The sequence below is a fragment of the Geomicrobium sp. JCM 19038 genome, from assembly GCF_000698125.1.
Taxonomy (GTDB): domain Bacteria; phylum Bacillota; class Bacilli; order Bacillales; family Marinococcaceae; genus Geomicrobium_A.
Map to the genome: position 1 here is coordinate 30,476 of NZ_BAXA01000021.1, position 17,870 is coordinate 48,345.

The window sequence follows — 17,870 nt, forward strand, 5'->3', positions numbered from 1 at the left end:
ATATTTTGTAAAATTAACATGATTAAATAAAAAGGAGTGATTCTTTGTATCGATTTGTCAAAAATACGACGATTGTTGGTGTTGCAGCAGCACTTGCCTTTGGGGCTCCAATTGCACAAGCGTGTAACTTAGGTCCTGAAGAACATGGCCAAGGAATTGTTAAACCCGTTGAACCAGGTCCTGAACACACATCAGGTGAAGCAGAAATTGTGATGCATAGTGGTCAGTTTACAGAGGTAACAGAAATTGCGGCAGTTGAACTAGAGGAGATCGACGGCGTTAGTGTTACGACAGCAGACGTGTATGCCCACAAAGATCATGCCTACTTAGGAACACATCGTGGAGCAAGGTCAAATGAAGGTGTTCGTGTTTTTGATATGAACGATCCACATAACCCTGAAGAAGTGGCAGTTTTCGCTAATGATATTCCTGGAACTTGGCAGGAAAAGGTGATTGTGAAATCTGTGGATACGCCACACTTCACGGGTGATTTGGCAGTGGTTAGTTTGCAGAAGTATAACCAAGATGAAACGGAACAATCAGGTACAGCCATTTATGATGTAACAAACCCAGAACGACCGGTGCAACTGGGCTACTATGAATTGCCTGTCGACGTGTTGACCGGGACTCATGAATTGTATTTAACAACTCAGGAAGACCGGGCAATTCTACTTTTAGCAAACATCTATGCGGATTATTACACAGAAGGTGACTATCATGATTTCACGGTCGTTGATGTAAGTGACCCAGCAAATCCAGAGCACTTATACAATTGGGATCCTCGTGAATTGGTAGAAGCAGAAGATTTTGATGGGATGAATTATACAGATGAAGACGGTGCAGAGCGTACCGCTTTCGCACATAGTGTTATTACGGATAAAAAGGGTGAGTACGCTTATATTTCTTATTGGGATTTAGGCACGATTATTATGGATATTCGAAATCCAGATCAACCAGAAGTTGTTGGTCATACGACGTTCGAGCGTGATGTTCAAGGGGCTGCACATAGTGCCGCACTTGCCCACGACGATACAATTCTCATTGAGACGAGAGAGGTATTCGAGCCAGACCCAGATGACCCAGAATTCGAACGGGGATGGGGATATACGCGCATTTATGATATTTCAGATAAGAGTAATCCAGAGTTAATTAGTGATATCCGCTCAGATAATTCGATGGAACAAATTAAAGAAGGTGAACGTGAACGAGGAACGTATACCGTGCATGATCCAAAAGTAGAAGGAGATAAACTTTATTTATCTCACTATAGCGATGGCATTCGTCTCGTTGATATTTCCAATCCTCATAAACCTAGAGAAGTAGCGTCTTACGTACCGAGTGCAGCAAACGTCTGGGGCGTCTTCATTTATGGTGATTATATTCTCGGTTCAGATATGGGAAGTGGTTTGAAAGTACTTGATGTGAACTGGGGGACAGCTCCAGGAGGACCACCAACGTATACGACGCCACGAGATCGGATGACGACGAGTCTGACCGGGATTCAACCGATGATATTTAGTGCACTAACGTTCTCACGATAAATGAATTATAAAGTAAGCCTTAGTCAAAAGGACTAAGGCTTACTTTTTGTTTTACTACGACCAATGTCTGAAAGCAATTCAACCTAGGTACTGACGTTTAATTTTTTCCACTTGTGTATCTTTAGAGTATAGGAGTGGATACTGATGAGAATACACGTATTTCTTTGGACTTTCATGATCCAAAAGCGAGTCCATTCGCAAGAAGAATTACAAAAAATGTATGAAAATGAAAAGCGTATAGAAGAATTAAATCAAAGGTACAACCAAATACAGAAGAAGTTTTGGTCGAATGGCCTATAGATATTGCCAGCAATTGTCTTAAGTAAGATGATGCAAATTAGGGTAGTTTACAAAAAAGGAGGTGCTGTTGTGCGGGCTTTCGGAATGGTTGCATCGATGGTTATTTTACTTTCGCAACCACTCATTGAGTTTCCTGATCATCACGAATTTCAAAGTATGAACCGATTCATCAATTAATTATCTCACTTTTAGCGGATGAGATTGCTTATGTTATGGATGAAGAAGAAAAAGAGTATAGAGCCCAAGACGCTGATGTTGTTGATGTTCAGTGGAATGAACAAGATGTTGAAGTGACGATTAAACTCTTGTCTAACACGAAGGAACAGCCCATTGCTCACGTCATAGATACACTTACGTTTGAAATTATGAATGGTGAGGTTGAACTGACTCATCATCAATCAGAAGAAATTTGTTTGACGCCAAAATAAAAGCTCGCAGACGATTTTAACGTTTGTGAGTTTTTACTTTGACGTTAAGTGATAATACAAGACCAACTCCGTTTAGTCGAAGTTGGTCTTGTTTTAATTAATGAGAGTTACGTTCTTCTACTTGTTGGGCTCTACGCTGTGCAACTAAGTCATCCAAGTCTGCTAGTTCCTCAGAATATTCGACGTACTCACCGTCTGTCTCTTTAAGATAAGCAGGAGTTTGAGATAACTTTCGTTTGTCTTTTCTCTTGTTGTTTCTCGTTTGACCACGTGTCATAAAGAACGCCCCCTCAACGACTAGGATTGAGCTTTTAGCATGATTTTATGCTGGTGGGTTATGGTAAACTGAAAGTATAGTAAGAGGGTGGAAGTATGGAGTTACTGGCGTTCTTTAGTATTGTATTTGTGGCAGCGATTTTACAGACGAGTACGGGGTTTGGATTTTCGATTTTAGCTACGCCGTTTTTATTGTTACTGTTTGATCCTGTTGTTGCAATTCAAATTAATTTAGTACTTTCGTTGATCATCTCATTTTGTTTGTATCCAGCGGTGAAAGGCGGGTCTAACAAAAGCGTATTGCTACGCTTATGGGCTAGTGCGGTCGTTGGGCTACCGGTAGGGATCTTTATTTTACAAATCATGCATGTGGATGCTCTAAAGGCGATGATTGCAGTTCTTATGATCATTTTAACGATTCTTTTACTTAATCAGATCTCGTTTGCTGCGACGAGAAGTCGGGAGTATGTTGTTGGAGGGATATCAGGGGTGCTCACTTCCAGTATTGGGATGCCAGGGCCGCCTCTTCTCATTTATTTAAGCGGAACAGGTGCTTCAAAAGCGTATACAAGAGCGACAACACTAACGTTTTTCCTTGGTGTGTACTCAGTGACAATTGTTGCTCAAATGATGACAATCGGTACGGAATTCGTCGTTTGGGAATATAGTTTGTATGCGTTGCCGGTCGTACTTTTAGGGTTGTTCATCGGTAAGAAATTGTACCCGAAGCTAAATGCAAAGGTATTTCAAATGATTGTGTATGGATTGCTGTTGTTTACGGCATCTTATTTATTAATTGAAGTATTGTTTTTATAGAAATGTTCCGTTATACTCAGTAAAACTATACGTGAGCAAATTAGGTGGAGCCTGTCAGATTAGGATATTTATGTCCTTTTGACAGGTTTTGTTGTTTTACTACATAAATATAAGGTGAAGGAGAGAATCAGATGAAAAGTGAATATGTTGTTATCGGTTTAGGACGATTTGGAATGAGCGTTGCTAAAACATTAATTCAAAATGGTCATGAAGTTTTAGCAATTGATAAAGACGAACATACCGTACAAGAAATCAGTAGTGATGCAACGTATGCAGTACAAATTGATTCCACCGACGAGATGGCTTTAGAACAATTAGGGATTCATAAATACGCACATGCCATTGTCGGAATTGGAGAAGACTTACAAGCAAGTATTTTAACGACGTTATTGTTAAAAGAAATGGAAGTTGGAAGAATAACGGCTAAGGCTAAAGACGAGCATCACGGGAAAGTATTATCTAAAATCGGCGCGACCATGTTATCTTTCCAGAACGAGATATGGGGAAACGGTTAGGAAACTTATTAAGCTCTAACAATCTAATTGATTACCTCGAACTGTCTGTAGATTATAATATGGAAGAGATTCGCGCTCCCCGAGGGATGGGAGGAAAAACAATTCTCGAATTGGATCTAAATCGGAAATACGGCTGTATTATTATTGCGATCAAAGATGAATTCGAAAAAGTAAACATATCACCAAATGCGAACGACCTTATTCGTGAAGGGGATATCCTTATGATTGTAGGCAAGCATCAAGCGATCCAGAAGTTACACAAAGACTATACAAAGCATTAAATAAGTTGATTCTGTAGTAAGAAGGTGCGTTTGGTGAAGTTATATGGAAGAGACATTCACATTAATCCTCCGCAGTGGATTATTATCGGTTTTTTAGTGCTAATTTTTATTGGTACAATGCTACTCTCGTTGCCTCAAGCTTCTACGAGTGGAGAAAGCATCGGAATTATGGATGCGATGTTTATGTCTGTGTCAGCAGTCTGTGTCGTTGGACTTGCAATCGTTAGTGTTGGGCACGATTTGACTACCTTTGGGCAAGGGGTACTTCTTGTGCTTGTTCAACTTGGTGGACTTGGATTCATGGTGTTTGGTGTCTCCGTTGCAATTATACTCGGAAAAATAACTGGATTAAAATACCGAGAGTTTATGCAACCGACGACTCGATCATTGTCTGGAAGAGGGTTGTTACGTTTAGCTGGCGTTATCTTATGTGTGGCTCTTTCATTAGAGGCAATCAGTACAGTAATCCTAACCATTCGTTTCGTTGGAGAATTGGGGTTTTCCGATGCATTATATACTGCATTGTTTCATTCCATCGCTGCGTTTAATAATGCAGGATTCTCTTTAAACGATCAAAGTCTAGAAGGGTTCATTGGGGATCCTGTTGTAAACATTACAATCTCGGCATTGTTTATTATAGGTGGACTAGGATTTATGGTGCTCGTTGACCTTTATAAAAACCGGCGCTTTAAAAAGCTTAGCTACATTCTAAAGTAGTGCTCACCACGTCTTTAGCTCTCTTAGTTGTAGGATTTGTTGTTATTTTAGCGATTGAACTGTTCAATCCTGAGACGCAAGCAATGTCGTTATCTGAACGACTTTGGTCAGCTTACTTCCAAAGTGCAACTCCGAGAAGTGCTGGCTTCAACACGTTTGAAATATCGAGTATGTTAGTCGCATCTCAGTTTTTTATTGTAATCCTCATGTTCATCGGTGCCTCTTCAGGTGGGACCGGTGGGGGGATTAAAACCAATACGTTTGTTGTTATTATTTTGGCAACGTTAAATACGTTTAGAAGTGGTCATCAAGTGCATGCATTTAGGCGAGGAATTGCACTAGAAACGGTGATGCGGGCCCTTGCTGTTGTTGTAAGTTCCTTACTTTTCATTGTGCTGATGACACTAATATTAACGATGACTGAAGGAATTCAAGACGTCCAATTTATGAACGTGTTATTTGAAGTAGTCTCCGCGTTTAGCACGACCGGGCTATCAATGGGACTGACTGCTGAGCTAACTGAATTCGGTAAATTACTGATGATGATTACGATGTTTGTTGGACGGTTAGGACCATTAGCTTTGGCGTTTGCATTAACGTATCAGCAACATCAAAGTCGTGTGCATTATGCCGAAGAACAAATATTAGTTGGATAAGTTACATTTTTGACCTCAAACCAATGGACATGGTTTAGAGGTCTTTTTCGTGGTTTGAACTCAATTATGACCTACTACTACTCCATCTAAGATAACCTTTTAAACAGTTTTTTAGAATTAGGCGTTGTAAAACCGCTTTCATCGCGTTACAATAAACCCGTGAAATAAATCGGTTTAGTAAATCGTTTTAGTGAGGTGTCTCATGAAGAAAGTGACGATGGCTGACGTGTCGCGTCAAGCAGGCGTATCAAAGAGTACCGTGTCGCAATATTTAAATGGTCGTTTTAATTATATGAGTAGTGAAACGAAAGATCGTATTCAACGCTCAATTGAAGAGCTTGGGTATAGCCCGAATAGTGTAGCGAGAAGTTTGAGACAAAAGAAAACGAAGACGATTGGAGTGATCGTGGCTAACATCCTGCATGATTTCTCAACGCAGGTTGTAAGGGCAATTGAAGATTATTGCCACGCATGTGGGTTTACCGTCATTATTTGCAATGCCGACGACCAACCTGACAAAGAGCGCCACTATATTGACATGTTAAGAGCAAAACAAGTCGATGGATTGATTGTATTTCCGACGAACGCTAACAGTGAGTTGTTCCAAGGGTTAGTGAAAGAGAATTATCCACTTGTATTTATTGACCGTTTTATTGAAGGTGTACGTGTGAATAACGTTCTTTTTGATAATAAGAAAGCGATGTCATTAGCTGTGCAGACGTTGAGAGGCAAAGGCTATGAACGAATAGGATTGGTCACAGCTTCGCTTGAAGGTGCCATTACACCAAGGCAAGAGCGAAGAGATGGTTTATGGCTGCGATGGAAGAGCAAGGACTGTCGATTCACGATGAGTTTATTCAAAGCAGTAACATCGATCAAATTCAAGAGGTGCTCGCCGACATGCTCCAGTGGACCGAACGTCCTGAAGCAATCATTGCTGGTAACGATCGGGTTCTTCAAGAAGTGTTAAAAACGATGAAGCAAAACGATATTGATGTCCCTAAGGAGATTGGGCTTTTAACAATCGACGATGTGACGTTTGCAGAGTTTTATAATCCAGCGATTACTGCGATTGCTCAGCCGACATATGAGATGGGCAGAAAAGCAGCGGAGCTGTTACTTGAAGAAATCGATGGCACGAAGGGATCTAAAAAACAAACGTACCGATTTGAGCCGAGTTTACAATTGCGACACTCGTGCTAACGGAATGAGGGGAAACAAGATGATGAAAAAAATAGCACTCGGTAGTCTAGCATCGGTCCTTTTCCTTGCAGGATGTGGAGGAGAGCAAGATGTTGTTGGTGCAGATGACCCGAAAAACTTAATTTTGGCTACTCAACTCGATGAAAACAGTCCATATGCAATCGGCTTCCGGGCATTTAAAGAAGCAATTGAAGAAGAAAGTGATGGAGCGATTACGGCAGAGCTTCATACGAACGGCACACTCGGAAGCAATGAAGATACGTTACTTCAAAGCATTGCCACAGGCGGTGTCGATATTACCGTCGTTTCTCCTGGCTTTATGACGCAAGTTCAACGTGAAGTGGATTTATTTTCAATGCCGTATTTATTCACAAGTTATGAACATTGGTTGCGTGTCGTAGACGGAGAAGTCGGCGATGAGATGAGTAATCTTGTTGAAGAAGAAACGAACTTGCAAGTGCTCGGCTATTGGTCTGCAGGTGTTCGTCAATATTATGGGTTTGAACCGGTAAATGAAGTTGAAGATTTACGAAATGTCTCAATCCGTACACAAGATTCACCAGGAATTCAAGATAGCTGGTCTGCACTTGGTGCATTGCCTGTAGGGGTAGCATGGGGTGAGATGTATCAGGCGTTACAAAATCGAGTGGTCGACGCATCAGAAAATGACTTTACAAATGTCTATCAATCGAGTCATCACGAAGTCACGCCGTACATTTCGTTAACCGACCATGACTTTACAACACGATTCTTCTTAACATCGGACGTTGTGATGGAACGTTTCACTGAAGAAGAACAGGAAATGATTGAACGGGCAGCAGAACAAGCGACGATTTCTGCACGGGAAGCAGATCTTGATCTTGCTGAATCATCATTGGAGCGGCTCGTTGAAGAAGGGGCCATTATTAATGAAGTCGATATCGAACCATTTATTGAACAAACGGAACCGGTTCGAGCAAGAATTGCTGAAGAGCTTGATGCGATGGAGTTGTTTCATGCCATTCGAGACTTAGCAGATGAAGAGTTGTGAGGTGAGTGATGATGAAATCATTATTAAATGGAATTGAATATGTGTTTATGCGTGCGGCAGCGTTGTTTTTTGTCGTCTTTGTTGTGTGTATTTTCTTGCAGCTTCTCTCACGGTACGTCCCGACAATATCTCTCTTATGGCCAGCTGAAATTGCAACGTATGCATTTATCTGGACGGTATTTCTTGGGGCTTCTGTGATGGTGTATCATCAAGAACATTTTAAAATTGACTATGTTTTTGAGAAGTTCAAAGGGCAAGCTTTACTATATGTAAAATTGTTTAGTCATCTCATTATTGGATTGTTTGGATTGCTCATGGTCATTTACGGCTTTTCACTCGTTCAATTGTTCTGGGAATGGACAGTCAATACGTTACCACAACTTCAACAAGGATACTTGTGGCTAGCGTTACCGATCTCCGGTCTTGGGATGGTGTTGTTTTCAATCGGTAATGCGTTAGAAGACGTAAAAAACTTTAAAGAGAAAGGAGAGCAAGTAGGATGACAGGTATTATTCTTGTAGCGTTATTTATATTATTGTTATTTTTAGGGATTCCAATAGCCTTTACACTTGGTATTGTCGCTTTTGTAGGAATTTGGATGCTTGATTCAATTCCGTTGCAGGTCGTGTTGCAAAGTATGTTCTCAGGTTTAGAATCATTTATTCTACTTGCAGTTCCTCTCTTTATTTTAGCAGCAAACATTATGAACCAAGGGCAAATATCTGAACGACTCATTAAATTGGCCGTTTCGATGGTTGGTCATATCCGTGGTGGGCTTGCACAAGCGAACATCGTCGTATCCATGTTCTTTGGAGGAATTTCAGGTTCTGCCCAAGCTGACACTGCAGGCGTTGGTAAGATTTTAATACCGAGCATGATTCGTGAAGGTTATAGCAAAAGTACAGCGGTCGGCACAACCGCTGCATCTTCTACGATGGGTATGCTGATTCCACCAAGCATCCCAATGGTAATCTATGGAAGTGTGACGAGTGTGTCGGTCGGTCAAATGTTTTTGGGTGGCGTTATTCCTGGATTACTTATGGGTGTTGCGATGATGGCACTCGTTGGATTTATTTCTGTACGACAAAATTTCCCTCGTTCTGAACGGGTGAGTCTGAAGAATATTGGAAAGCAATTTCTTAATTGTATACCACCATTACTGACACCTGTCATTATTCTTGGTGGGATCATCGGTGGTTTTGTTACACCGACGGAAGCGGCCATTCTTGCTTGTGTGTATGCGTTAATTCTCGCGATGTTCGTGTATCGTTCGATTACGATTAAACATTTACCAGAAATTCTATTTGATACGATTCGTCTAAGTTCATTAACATTGTTTGCGCTAGCAACTGCAACAGCACTCGGTCACTTGTTTAGTTATTACCGTGTTCCAGAAATGATTGCAGGGTTTTTCCAAGACAATTTTGCTAGCACAGGCTTTTTCTTATTAGCGGTCATTCTACTATTCTTGTTTGTCGGAATGTTTCTTGATGCCATACCAGCGATGATTTTATTCGTACCAATCGTTCTTCCAGCTTCTGAGACGCTTGGTGTTGATCCGGTTCACTTTGGTATTGTTATTGTCATGTGTTTGGCTGTTGGGATGATCACACCGCCTTACGGACTATGTATGTTGCTTGCAAGTTCAATTGCAAAACTATCCGTCAGCAAATCAATTGTAGCCTTGCTTCCTTACGTGGGTGTCATTATCATTACCATTCTTATTGTTGCGTTCTTCCCTGAGATTGCACTTTGGTTACCAAGTTTCTTAGAATAGAAAGGACGATGTAAATGAGTCATTTTGTTGATACAGCTAAACGTTGTCTTAACGAAATTCAACAAGTTGTTGAGCAGTTAAACGAAAACGAAATGAATGCTTTAGCTAATGAAATCCAGCAAGCTAAACGCATCTTTATACACGGAGAAGGGCGCTCTGGTCTAATGGGAAAAGCCATTGCGATGCGACTGATGCATGCTGATTACGACGTGTATGTAACTGGAGAAACAATTACGCCGAGCATCTCTAACGGCGATTTATTACTCATCATTTCGGGCTCAGCATCGGGTACTGAGAACTTTTCACAAAAAGCAAAAGCATCCAACGCCAATGTTGTGCTTGTCACTGCGAATAGGAGTGTTGGTGATGATCATCCGTCAGATCTAAAGCTCTTTATTCCGGCAGCAACAAAACAACGTCTGCCACATGAGCCGAAAACAATTCAGCCACTTGGTAATCAATTTGACCAATCTGTACACATCGTGCTAGATGCAGTAATTGTTGCGTTGACGACAGACCAACAAGAAGAAATGAAAGAAAGACATGCGAATTTAGAGTAGGAGGAACCAAATGAAAGACGTTATTACTATTGGAGACGCGATGATTACGTTAAATCCAAATTCATCGGGGCCAATGCAATTCGTAAATGGCTTTGAGCGCCGTGCGGGTGGCGCTGAGTTTAACTTTGCAATTGGTTGTGCGAGGCTCGGTCTTGAGACGGGGTGGATTTCTCGTCTTGGTGCTGATGAATTCGGAAAATATATTAAGAAGTTCGCCCGAGGTGAAGGAATTGATACGAGCGAAGTTCACTTGTTAGAAGGCTATTCAACATCACTGAATTTCAAAGAAATTCAAGCGAATGGAAGTGGGAGAACATTTTATTATCGTCATCCTTCGCCGACTGAAGCGATGACACCGAACTCACTTTCACTCGAGTATTTTCAAGGTGCAAAGCTCTTTCATATGACGGGTGTATTCCCTGCGGTTACACCGTCTAATGTGGATGTATTAACACGAGCGGTTACATTGGCGAAGGAAGCTGGTTTGAAAGTTTCATTTGATCCAAACATTCGTTTGAAATTGTGGAGCGCTGAGCAAGCAAGAGAGGCGTTATTACCATTAATGAATTATGTAGATCTTCTCTTAGCAGGTGTTGAAGAGTTAGAGCTTCTATTTGGGACGAGTGACGAGAATGAGATTTTTACAATCGCCAAAGAGTATGAGATCGAACTTGTTGCGATTAAAAAGGGAGACGAAGGCGCTGTCGCTTGGTACAAGGATGAGACGCTAACTTTACCAGCAGTAAAAGCAACGGCAGTCGTTGATACAGTAGGTGCAGGTGATGGTTTTGATGCTGGACTTATCTATGGTTACTTGAATGGGTATTCCCTTAAGGAAATGCTCACGTTTGCAACAACAATCGGTGCAATGGTCGTCGAAGTTATTGGTGATAATGAAGGATTACCACATCTTGATGACGTACTTGCCAAGCTTGGTCACACAACCGTGATTGAGCGATAGGAGGGCTCTAGTATGAAGTTGCAATTAGCGCTAGATCGATTAACATGGGACGAGTGCTTTGCCATTACAAATGAAGTTCGTGATGATATCGATATTATTGAAGTCGGTACGGGTGTCATTAAAGAATACGGGATGGCGATTGTTCGAGAAATGAATGTTCAGTTTCCTAATCATGCCTTGCTTGCTGATATGAAGATCTGTGATGCCGGTCGACATGAAGCCAATCAAGCGTTCCAAGCCGGTGCAGATATTGCAACAGTGATGGCTTTTGCACCTGAAGCAACAATAGAAGAAACGCTACGCGTAGCAAAAGAGCAAAACAAAACGATGATGATTGATTTATTAGGTGTCGAGTCCCCTCAGAAAGTGCAACAACTTTATTCGTTAGGTGCTACTTATGTTGGTGTACACTTAGGAAAAGATCAACAAAAACAACTAGCATTCTCAGCGAGTCAGTTTGACATTGTCAAAGACGTAAACGTTCAAACTGCCGTTGCAGGCGGGGTCACTTTGGAGTCTCTTAAAGCGATCATCACTCAAAAGCCTGATGTTATCATCGTCGGCAGTAGCATTACAGCCGCAGAGCATCCAGCTCATGTCGCGAAGGCAATGAAAGCACTTCTTCACGTATAACATAAAGGGATGTTGGTTATACAAGTAGTACGAGCATGAAGCGTATTCGAGTAATGCCCTAATCTCGAATGATACAACTCTATGTCTATAATCGTTAAAAAGGCCGGTGTCCTCTTAGGAGTGCACCGGCCTTTTCTGAGTTGTTTTTGTTCGTTTCTCTGTTACTAAAACCGCTGAATACAAAACGGCGATGATGCCTACGGTTTGAAAAATGTTTAAGACATCATTAAGGAACAAGACGCCGGTAATCACGGCAACGATAGGCTCAATTGTTGCAAGTATTGAAGCACGGCTTGCTTCTAGATGTTTTAACCCAGTCGTATAAAAGATATACCCACAAACGGTTGAGACGAACGCCAGCAACAAACTACTCGTCAAAACGTCTGGCTCACGGAATAGATATAATTTTGAACGAAGATCACTCGTTAGCAGCATGAATAAACTCGTATACAAAAACGTATACGTCGTAATCGTCAAAGGCGAGTAACGATGTGTGATGGGCTTTGTAAAAATGCTATAAAGTGCATAAAAGAAACCAGACAGAATTCCCATCATAATTAGTGAAAAAGATAAATTAGAAGATCCAAATGGAAGCAATTCGACAACGAATGCACATCCAAGTAATGCTAAAATCAATGCAGCTACTTTTCGCTTCGTGAGCGGTTCTTTGAAAAAGATTCGCGAAAGCAACGTAACAAAAATCGGACCCGTATACAGGAGCGTAACCGCAAGTGAAATGCCGGCTTGGGAAAACACTTCAAAGTAAAAGTAATTAAAAAATGCAATACTTATAATGCCAGCAGCTGCAAAGATCAAATGATCTTGCCACCTCGTTTTTAATTGTTTCCGAAAAAACAAGCTCATAAAGATGATCAACATTATAAAGGTAAAGACCCCTCGTATCGCAACAACTTCCCAAGCTGTAAAACCATGCTCATATAAAGGGGCAACAAATAGACCAATTAATCCCCACGCCGTTGCCCCGGCGATCGTAAAAAGATAAGCTCTCGCTCGTGACATAATTTCTCCCCTTCTTGATGTTCTTGTTCAAGTAAACCATACATTACGAACATTTACGAAAGGAACCGGTAATCGCTTCAGTTTGAGAAACGATCCCTTTATTTTTAACAAAACACCAGAAGTACGACGCGGTTCGATCTTACTGATCTCAATTAGAGATTGGCATAATGGATCATGATGATTTCCAAACGTACACGTAATCACGTAAACTATGAAGTAACGTGCATTTCATCGTAGAACATACACAAATCATCGAAATTAAATAAAGGTGGTAATTGTATGGAAAAGTTAACGTTAGACGTTGCAGAGAAGATCGTAAAAGGAGCACAAGCCGAAGCGCAAAGGCTAAGTGTACAGATGGTTATTTCAGTTGTCGATGAAGGCGGACACTTAATTGCAACGCACCGAATGGACGATGCATGGCTCGCAAGCATTGATATTGCTCAAAACAAAGCTTGGACATCTGTCGCATTAAAAATGCCTACATCAAACCTTGAAGAAGCGACGGTCCCAAAAGCTGAGTTGTTTGGTCTAAACACGACAAATCAAGGAAAGCTCGTTGTATTTGGTGGAGGGATTCCTCTTGAACGAAACGGGAGAGTCGTAGGCGCAATCGGAGTGAGTGGAAGTACTGTCCCTCACGACGTGCAAGTAGCAGATGCCGGTGTAAAAGCCTTTGAAAAACTAGCACTAGAAACGGTATAAATAACAAAGAGCCAAGACGTGTACGTGTCTTGGCTCTTTTTAACTAGGAATGCTCAGGAGCACTCGCATTGATGGTTGAAGAAGCAGCGGTAATCACGCTAGTTTCAATGGTTTCGATGGTGAGTTGTACGTTTTTACTTACTGGCAAGTTTCTAGTTGAGGAGTGCAAATAATGTTCAACACGCTTTGCTTCTTGCTGGGTTGGATAAAGGATTGATAATAAGTGAGAAACATATAGCAAAGAAAGCAAGATGACCATCCGCTCATCTTTTTCAGATAAGGCAACTTGGTGATTCGTCTTTTCTAGTAAGCGGCGTGATTGTTCTAGATAAGGTGTTAAATCTTTAGGGGCATTCAAAAGATAAGAGTCCGTTGAAAAGAACGTACGTAAGCCTTTATCCCGTAAATGTAGAATATCTTTTTCTTCTAGTTGAAAAGCGACCAATCGTTTAAGGTTCGGTATTTTTATTGGAAGAACACGAATCCAATAACTTGCAGGCTTTGGGTTCGTAACCGTAAGTAGGTTTAACGATTTTTGCAACAATGGATGGTGAGCTTCATGGTGAATGACAACGAGTTTTCCATTTTGTTCCACAAGTTTCCCTAATAGCAATAATTCGGCGAGAATGCATGCTACGAGACTCGTAGTAAATGTGTTCGACGTTTGCTTGTGAATCTTTTCATGCTTCTCGTTTACTGCTATGTAAAATAAATGATCAGCTAATGTTAACATCAATTCTCACCTTCTTTCCTTACACTTTCTACGGAATACAGAACCGTGACGTTTCACATTCTTCCTATAGAATCATGTTTTTATTTACTGAAAAATGATGATATTTAGCTAGTAATTTGTATGAGCTTCACACAGAATAGAAGGAAGACATACTTTGAAGGGGGCAACAATGGAGACACCATACATCCGAGTACAAAAACGAATTGTGAAAGAGAACATTCAAAGAATGCAAGATGATGCGAACAAACAAGGGATCGCATTACGACCACATTGTAAAACACATAAAACGCCAGAAATTGCATTTTGGCAACTAGAAGCAGGCGCAAAAGGAATAACTGTAGCCAAAATTTCAGAAGCAAGTGTCATGATAGAAGCGGGGATTACGGACATCTTTATTGCTTATCCAATTGTGACTGATGATAAAATTGCAAACGTGATCGCACTATGTAAAAAAGCCACCATTACGCTTGCAGTGGATAGTGTGTTCGGAGCGAAGAAGTTAGCAGAAGCCGCAAAGCGTGAAGGAATGGTACTTAACGTTCGCTTAGAAGTGGATACAGGATTGAATCGTGCTGGGGCAAGAAGTGAGAAAGTCATAGAAGTTGCTCATAGCATTCATAACGATCCTCACTTATATCTTGATGGTATTTTCACTTTTAAGGGTGCGGTTGTTGAAGAGAAATCAACGTTAGATACATCAGCAGCGGGGGAAGATGAAGTTAGCCGTTTGCAGCAATACAAAGCGCGATTAACTGAGGAGGGGATCCCTGTACCGGTAATTAGTGCGGGTTCTACGCCTACAGCAAGAGCGGTTTCCAAAACAAGAAACGTTGAAGAAATTCGACCTGGTACCTATGTATATAATGATGCGATGCAATATAAATTAGGGGTCTGTGAATTAAGTCAATGTGCAGCTTCGGTCGTAGTAACGATTGTAGGTCTTCATGACGATCGTTTAGCAGTTATTGATGGAGGAAGCAAGACGTTTGCAACAGACATTCAACCTGATCAAAACCCATTGAGATTAAACGGTTTCGGTATTGTCAGCGGACATCCGGATGCTGTATTTTTGCGCATGAATGAGGAACACGGGATTGTTCAATTAGGAGAAAATCATAGACTGAATATTGGAGACAAAATAGAAATTATTCCAAATCATATTTGTAGTACCGTGAATTTGCACAATCATTTCTATGTAGAAGATGAACTAGGAGAAACAACGAAAATACGTGTAGCAGCAAGAGGTTGTCTACAATAAGGAGCAAGTTATGATCATTCGAAAAGACGACATCACCAATCCAGTCGTGATTCAATTACTTCTCCAACATGTACATGAAATGAGGGAGACATCCCCACCTGAAAGTGTCCATGCATTAGATGTTGCACAGTTAAAAGAAGAAGGATTAACGATGTTCAGTGGTTGGATTGATTATAAGTTAGCAGGGGTCATCGCATTAAAAGAATTAACGAGTGATCATGGAGAAATTAAATCCATGCGAACTGCCGACGGTTTCTTACGGCATGGAGTGGCTACGAAGTTGCTCACTTATTGTATTGAAGAGGCTAAGAAGCGAGGCTACCGAGAAATAAGCCTTGAAACGGGTGCAGAGCCGTTTTTCGAGCCTGCTCGTTCTTTGTATTCAAGGTATGGTTTCTCCGTTTGCCCACCATACGCTGATTATTGGGACGACCCGAACAGTGTCTTTATGACGATGGTCTTGAAGAAATGTGATTGATTTTTGATGGCATAATGGGTGGTCGATTAGCACTAAGAATAATAAGTAGAGACTTAGTAAAATGTGGTGACAAGAGAAGGTCTTGTGAACGTACAGGTTCAATCCTTCTAGTGAAGGTGTGATAACGAGTGGTGCAAGGGGAGAAAGGCAGAGTCATACAAGTTGCCATTATAACCGCCGTCGCTTTATTAGGTGATGCGATGCTGTTTATTGTATTGCCGATCTATTATGAGCAGTTTGGATTGACTGCTCTTTGGCAAATCGGCCTTCTTTTGTCGATTAACCGGCTTATTCGACTACCGATAAACCCACTTGTTGCATGGTTTTATCGTCGGTACTCATTGCGCACTGGTCTATTTATTGCGACGACTCTTGCTGCGTTAACAACGTTCTCTTATGGGGTGGCTACGAGTTTTATCGTATTAGTCATTGCGCGGATGCTGTGGGGCGTTGCATGGTCGTTTTTGAGGATGGGCGGATTTTTAACGATTATTAAAGTCAGCACGAATGAAAATCGAGGCAATCACATTGGCTTGTACAATGGGCTATGGGGCATGGGTGGATTAGTGGGCATGCTTGCCGGTGGCTTTCTAGCCGATCAAATTCCAATTGTCATGATGACATCATTCTTCGCTCTACTCGCATTGATTTGCATTCCACTTATTGCAATGACCGTACCGCATTCGAATGTTAATCATGGTAAAAACACAAAAATAAGTACGTCAACCTTTCAGTTCACACCTTACATTTCACTAATCCTAGCTACGAGCCTCTTCAAAGGCTTTCTTATAATGGGATTATTTGCGTCAACGTTAAGCCCTTTAATTGAATCACGCATGCAAGAACCAATGACAATCGGTTCATTAATGATCGGGGCAGCGACGATTGCTGGGGTTGTTCAGGCAATTCGTTGGTGTTGGGATCCGTTTCTTGCACCGTTAATTGGAAGATGGAGTGATCGACTTACAAGGCGATATATGTTGTTGTTTTTGCCATTAGTAGCGGGTGGAGTTTTGCTAGTTGTTGTTGGTTTTACCGAGTCAACACGACTGTTAATTGGATTGTTGCTTCTATTCCAGCTCACGTCAACACTGCTTACAACGACGGTGGATACGCTTGCTGCATCAGCTGCGGCGAATACAGATGAAGTAAAGATGACGATGTGGCATACCATCTTAGATGATCTAGGTGCCGCAGTTGGCCCATTAAGTTCATTTATACTTTTAACGTGGTTGGAAGGCTCTTTATCCATTCTTTATATAGGTTCAGGACTGTTCATGCTCGGTTACGCAGCAATTTGGGGCTCCTATTATCATAAAAGCAAGCGAAAAACGACTCATGCCGATGTAGCATGAGTCGTTTTATTATGAGATACGATGAATGGACCAAATGACTCCCGAAGGAGCTCCAGAGCCAAGATTTAAGCCAACCGTCAGGCCGTTTGATATATAAAAGAGTCCTAGAGTGTCTCCAGCAGAAAGTTCAGCATCCGCGAGTAACGTTACTTCGCCACTTCCGAGAATAACTCGTAACGTTAAAAGCAATAAAATATTTACATCTAAAATTGGCAATAAACCTGTAACAATCGTCGTAGGATTAGGAGTAATCCTTTGGATCGTAAACGCAGGGTTTACACCCGTTCCAATTTGGGCGGTAATTGTAGCTGTTGAGCGATAATTGATGATAGCTTTAATGGAGTAACGACCACTAACAGGGACCGTATACGTTCCTGTCGTTGCATTAAAGCCCGTTCCAGGAAAGAAAGGATTCGTTGTCAGCCAATTATCCAATTGAGCCGCAGCACTGATGGTTGCAGGTGCACGTTGAGCGGAGAAGCCCAATGAAGAGATAATAGGTCCAGTGATACCAGTATTGCCCGTAACGCCAGTAGGTCCAGTGGCTCCAGTAGGTCCAGTGGCTCCAGTAGAGCCAGTGGCGCCGGTCGGTCCGGTGGCTCCAGTATTGCCCGTGGCACCAGTCAG

The 17,870-nt window shown here is 41.5% G+C and carries 21 protein-coding genes and 1 pseudogene; 18 read left to right on the forward strand and 4 right to left on the reverse strand.

Features of this window, described 5'->3' with window-relative positions; all coding sequences use genetic code 11:
• Positions 1-44: 44 nt before the first annotated feature.
• Both JCM19038_RS18615 and JCM19038_RS18620 read left to right on the forward strand, forming a co-directional pair.
• Positions 45-1,541, forward strand: coding sequence for an LVIVD repeat-containing protein (locus tag JCM19038_RS18615; RefSeq protein WP_052361982.1), 1,497 nt, complete (start codon positions 45-47; stop codon positions 1,539-1,541).
• 512 nt (positions 1,542-2,053) lie between these two features.
• Complete coding sequence (locus JCM19038_RS18620) at positions 2,054-2,269, forward strand: hypothetical protein (protein ID WP_042420785.1); 216 nt, start codon at positions 2,054-2,056, stop codon at positions 2,267-2,269.
• A 97-nt stretch (positions 2,270-2,366) separates the two neighbouring features.
• Here JCM19038_RS18620 and JCM19038_RS18625 read toward each other — a convergent pair whose 3' ends face one another.
• Positions 2,367-2,546 carry a YfhD family protein gene (locus JCM19038_RS18625; protein ID WP_042360915.1) on the reverse strand — a complete coding sequence of 60 codons (180 nt, stop codon included), beginning with the start codon at positions 2,544-2,546 and terminating at the stop codon, positions 2,367-2,369.
• 95 nt (positions 2,547-2,641) lie between these two features.
• On the opposite strand from JCM19038_RS18625, the gene JCM19038_RS18630 reads away from it, so the two are divergent.
• From JCM19038_RS18630 to hxlA, 12 genes and pseudogenes are all read left to right on the forward strand, one after another.
• Positions 2,642-3,361 carry a sulfite exporter TauE/SafE family protein gene (locus JCM19038_RS18630; RefSeq protein WP_042420787.1) on the forward strand — a complete coding sequence of 240 codons (720 nt, stop codon included), beginning with the start codon at positions 2,642-2,644 and terminating at the stop codon, positions 3,359-3,361.
• Between the two features lie 131 nt (positions 3,362-3,492).
• On the forward strand, positions 3,493-3,876 hold the full coding sequence (locus JCM19038_RS25205) for a TrkA family potassium uptake protein (protein WP_307190068.1): 384 nt from the start codon (positions 3,493-3,495) through the stop codon (positions 3,874-3,876).
• Positions 3,861-4,157: a cation:proton antiporter regulatory subunit gene (locus tag JCM19038_RS25210; protein ID WP_307190069.1), complete on the forward strand. Its 297-nt coding sequence runs from the start codon at positions 3,861-3,863 to the stop codon at positions 4,155-4,157. The genes JCM19038_RS25205 and JCM19038_RS25210 overlap by 16 nt, the downstream gene beginning before the upstream one ends.
• 33 nt (positions 4,158-4,190) lie before the next feature.
• A complete protein-coding gene (locus tag JCM19038_RS24640; RefSeq protein WP_255343401.1) occupies positions 4,191-4,874 on the forward strand; it encodes a potassium transporter TrkG in 684 nt (227 codons plus the stop codon).
• The gene (locus tag JCM19038_RS24645; protein WP_255343402.1) at positions 4,874-5,530 is read left to right on the forward strand and encodes a potassium transporter TrkG; all 657 of its coding nucleotides are present in this window, start codon (positions 4,874-4,876) and stop codon (positions 5,528-5,530) included. The genes JCM19038_RS24640 and JCM19038_RS24645 overlap by 1 nt, the downstream gene beginning before the upstream one ends.
• 217 nt (positions 5,531-5,747) lie before the next feature.
• Positions 5,748-6,733: pseudogene (locus JCM19038_RS18645) on the forward strand (LacI family DNA-binding transcriptional regulator).
• Positions 6,734-6,752: 19 nt separating this feature from the next.
• On the forward strand, positions 6,753-7,763 hold the full coding sequence (locus JCM19038_RS18650; RefSeq protein WP_052361983.1) for a TRAP transporter substrate-binding protein: 1,011 nt from the start codon (positions 6,753-6,755) through the stop codon (positions 7,761-7,763).
• An 11-nt stretch (positions 7,764-7,774) separates the two neighbouring features.
• Positions 7,775-8,266, forward strand: a complete 492-nt coding sequence (locus tag JCM19038_RS18655; protein ID WP_042420789.1) for a TRAP transporter small permease — start codon at positions 7,775-7,777, stop codon at positions 8,264-8,266.
• On the forward strand, positions 8,263-9,540 hold the full coding sequence (locus JCM19038_RS18660) for a TRAP transporter large permease (RefSeq protein WP_042420791.1): 1,278 nt from the start codon (positions 8,263-8,265) through the stop codon (positions 9,538-9,540). The genes JCM19038_RS18655 and JCM19038_RS18660 overlap by 4 nt, the downstream gene beginning before the upstream one ends.
• Positions 9,541-9,554: 14 nt before the next feature.
• Entirely contained in the window at positions 9,555-10,100 is a 546-nt protein-coding gene (gene hxlB, locus JCM19038_RS18665) for a 6-phospho-3-hexuloisomerase (RefSeq protein ID WP_042420793.1), read from the forward strand.
• Between the two features lie 10 nt (positions 10,101-10,110).
• Complete coding sequence (locus tag JCM19038_RS18670; protein WP_042420794.1) at positions 10,111-11,061, forward strand: sugar kinase; 951 nt, start codon at positions 10,111-10,113, stop codon at positions 11,059-11,061.
• A gap of 12 nt (positions 11,062-11,073) precedes the next feature.
• Entirely contained in the window at positions 11,074-11,694 is a 621-nt protein-coding gene (gene hxlA, locus JCM19038_RS18675) for a 3-hexulose-6-phosphate synthase (protein WP_042420796.1), read from the forward strand.
• Between the two features lie 114 nt (positions 11,695-11,808).
• Here hxlA and JCM19038_RS18680 read toward each other — a convergent pair whose 3' ends face one another.
• Positions 11,809-12,714 (reverse strand): DMT family transporter, encoded by a 906-nt coding sequence (locus tag JCM19038_RS18680; protein ID WP_042420798.1) that lies wholly within the window; start codon positions 12,712-12,714, stop codon positions 11,809-11,811.
• Positions 12,715-12,993: 279 nt separating this feature from the next.
• Between JCM19038_RS18680 and JCM19038_RS18685 the strand changes: the two genes are divergently transcribed.
• Positions 12,994-13,419, forward strand: a complete 426-nt coding sequence (locus JCM19038_RS18685) for a heme-binding protein (protein ID WP_042420800.1) — start codon at positions 12,994-12,996, stop codon at positions 13,417-13,419.
• Between the two features lie 43 nt (positions 13,420-13,462).
• On the opposite strand, the gene JCM19038_RS18690 is transcribed toward JCM19038_RS18685, so the two are convergent.
• Entirely contained in the window at positions 13,463-14,152 is a 690-nt protein-coding gene (locus JCM19038_RS18690) for a GPP34 family phosphoprotein (protein ID WP_042420802.1), read from the reverse strand.
• A 169-nt stretch (positions 14,153-14,321) separates the two neighbouring features.
• Here JCM19038_RS18690 and JCM19038_RS18695 point away from each other — a divergent pair, with 169 nt between their 5' ends.
• The 3 genes from JCM19038_RS18695 (at position 14,322) to JCM19038_RS18705 (ending at position 17,243) form a co-directional block, all read left to right on the forward strand.
• On the forward strand, positions 14,322-15,410 hold the full coding sequence (locus JCM19038_RS18695; protein WP_052361985.1) for an alanine racemase: 1,089 nt from the start codon (positions 14,322-14,324) through the stop codon (positions 15,408-15,410).
• A gap of 10 nt (positions 15,411-15,420) precedes the next feature.
• Complete coding sequence (locus JCM19038_RS18700; RefSeq protein WP_042420806.1) at positions 15,421-15,888, forward strand: GNAT family N-acetyltransferase; 468 nt, start codon at positions 15,421-15,423, stop codon at positions 15,886-15,888.
• 131 nt (positions 15,889-16,019) lie between these two features.
• Entirely contained in the window at positions 16,020-17,243 is a 1,224-nt protein-coding gene (locus JCM19038_RS18705) for an MFS transporter (protein WP_238554494.1), read from the forward strand.
• Between the two features lie 9 nt (positions 17,244-17,252).
• Here the strand turns inward: JCM19038_RS18705 and JCM19038_RS24035 are convergent.
• On the reverse strand, positions 17,253-17,870 hold a 618-nt coding region (locus JCM19038_RS24035), incomplete at its 5' end, for a collagen-like protein (protein WP_042420820.1).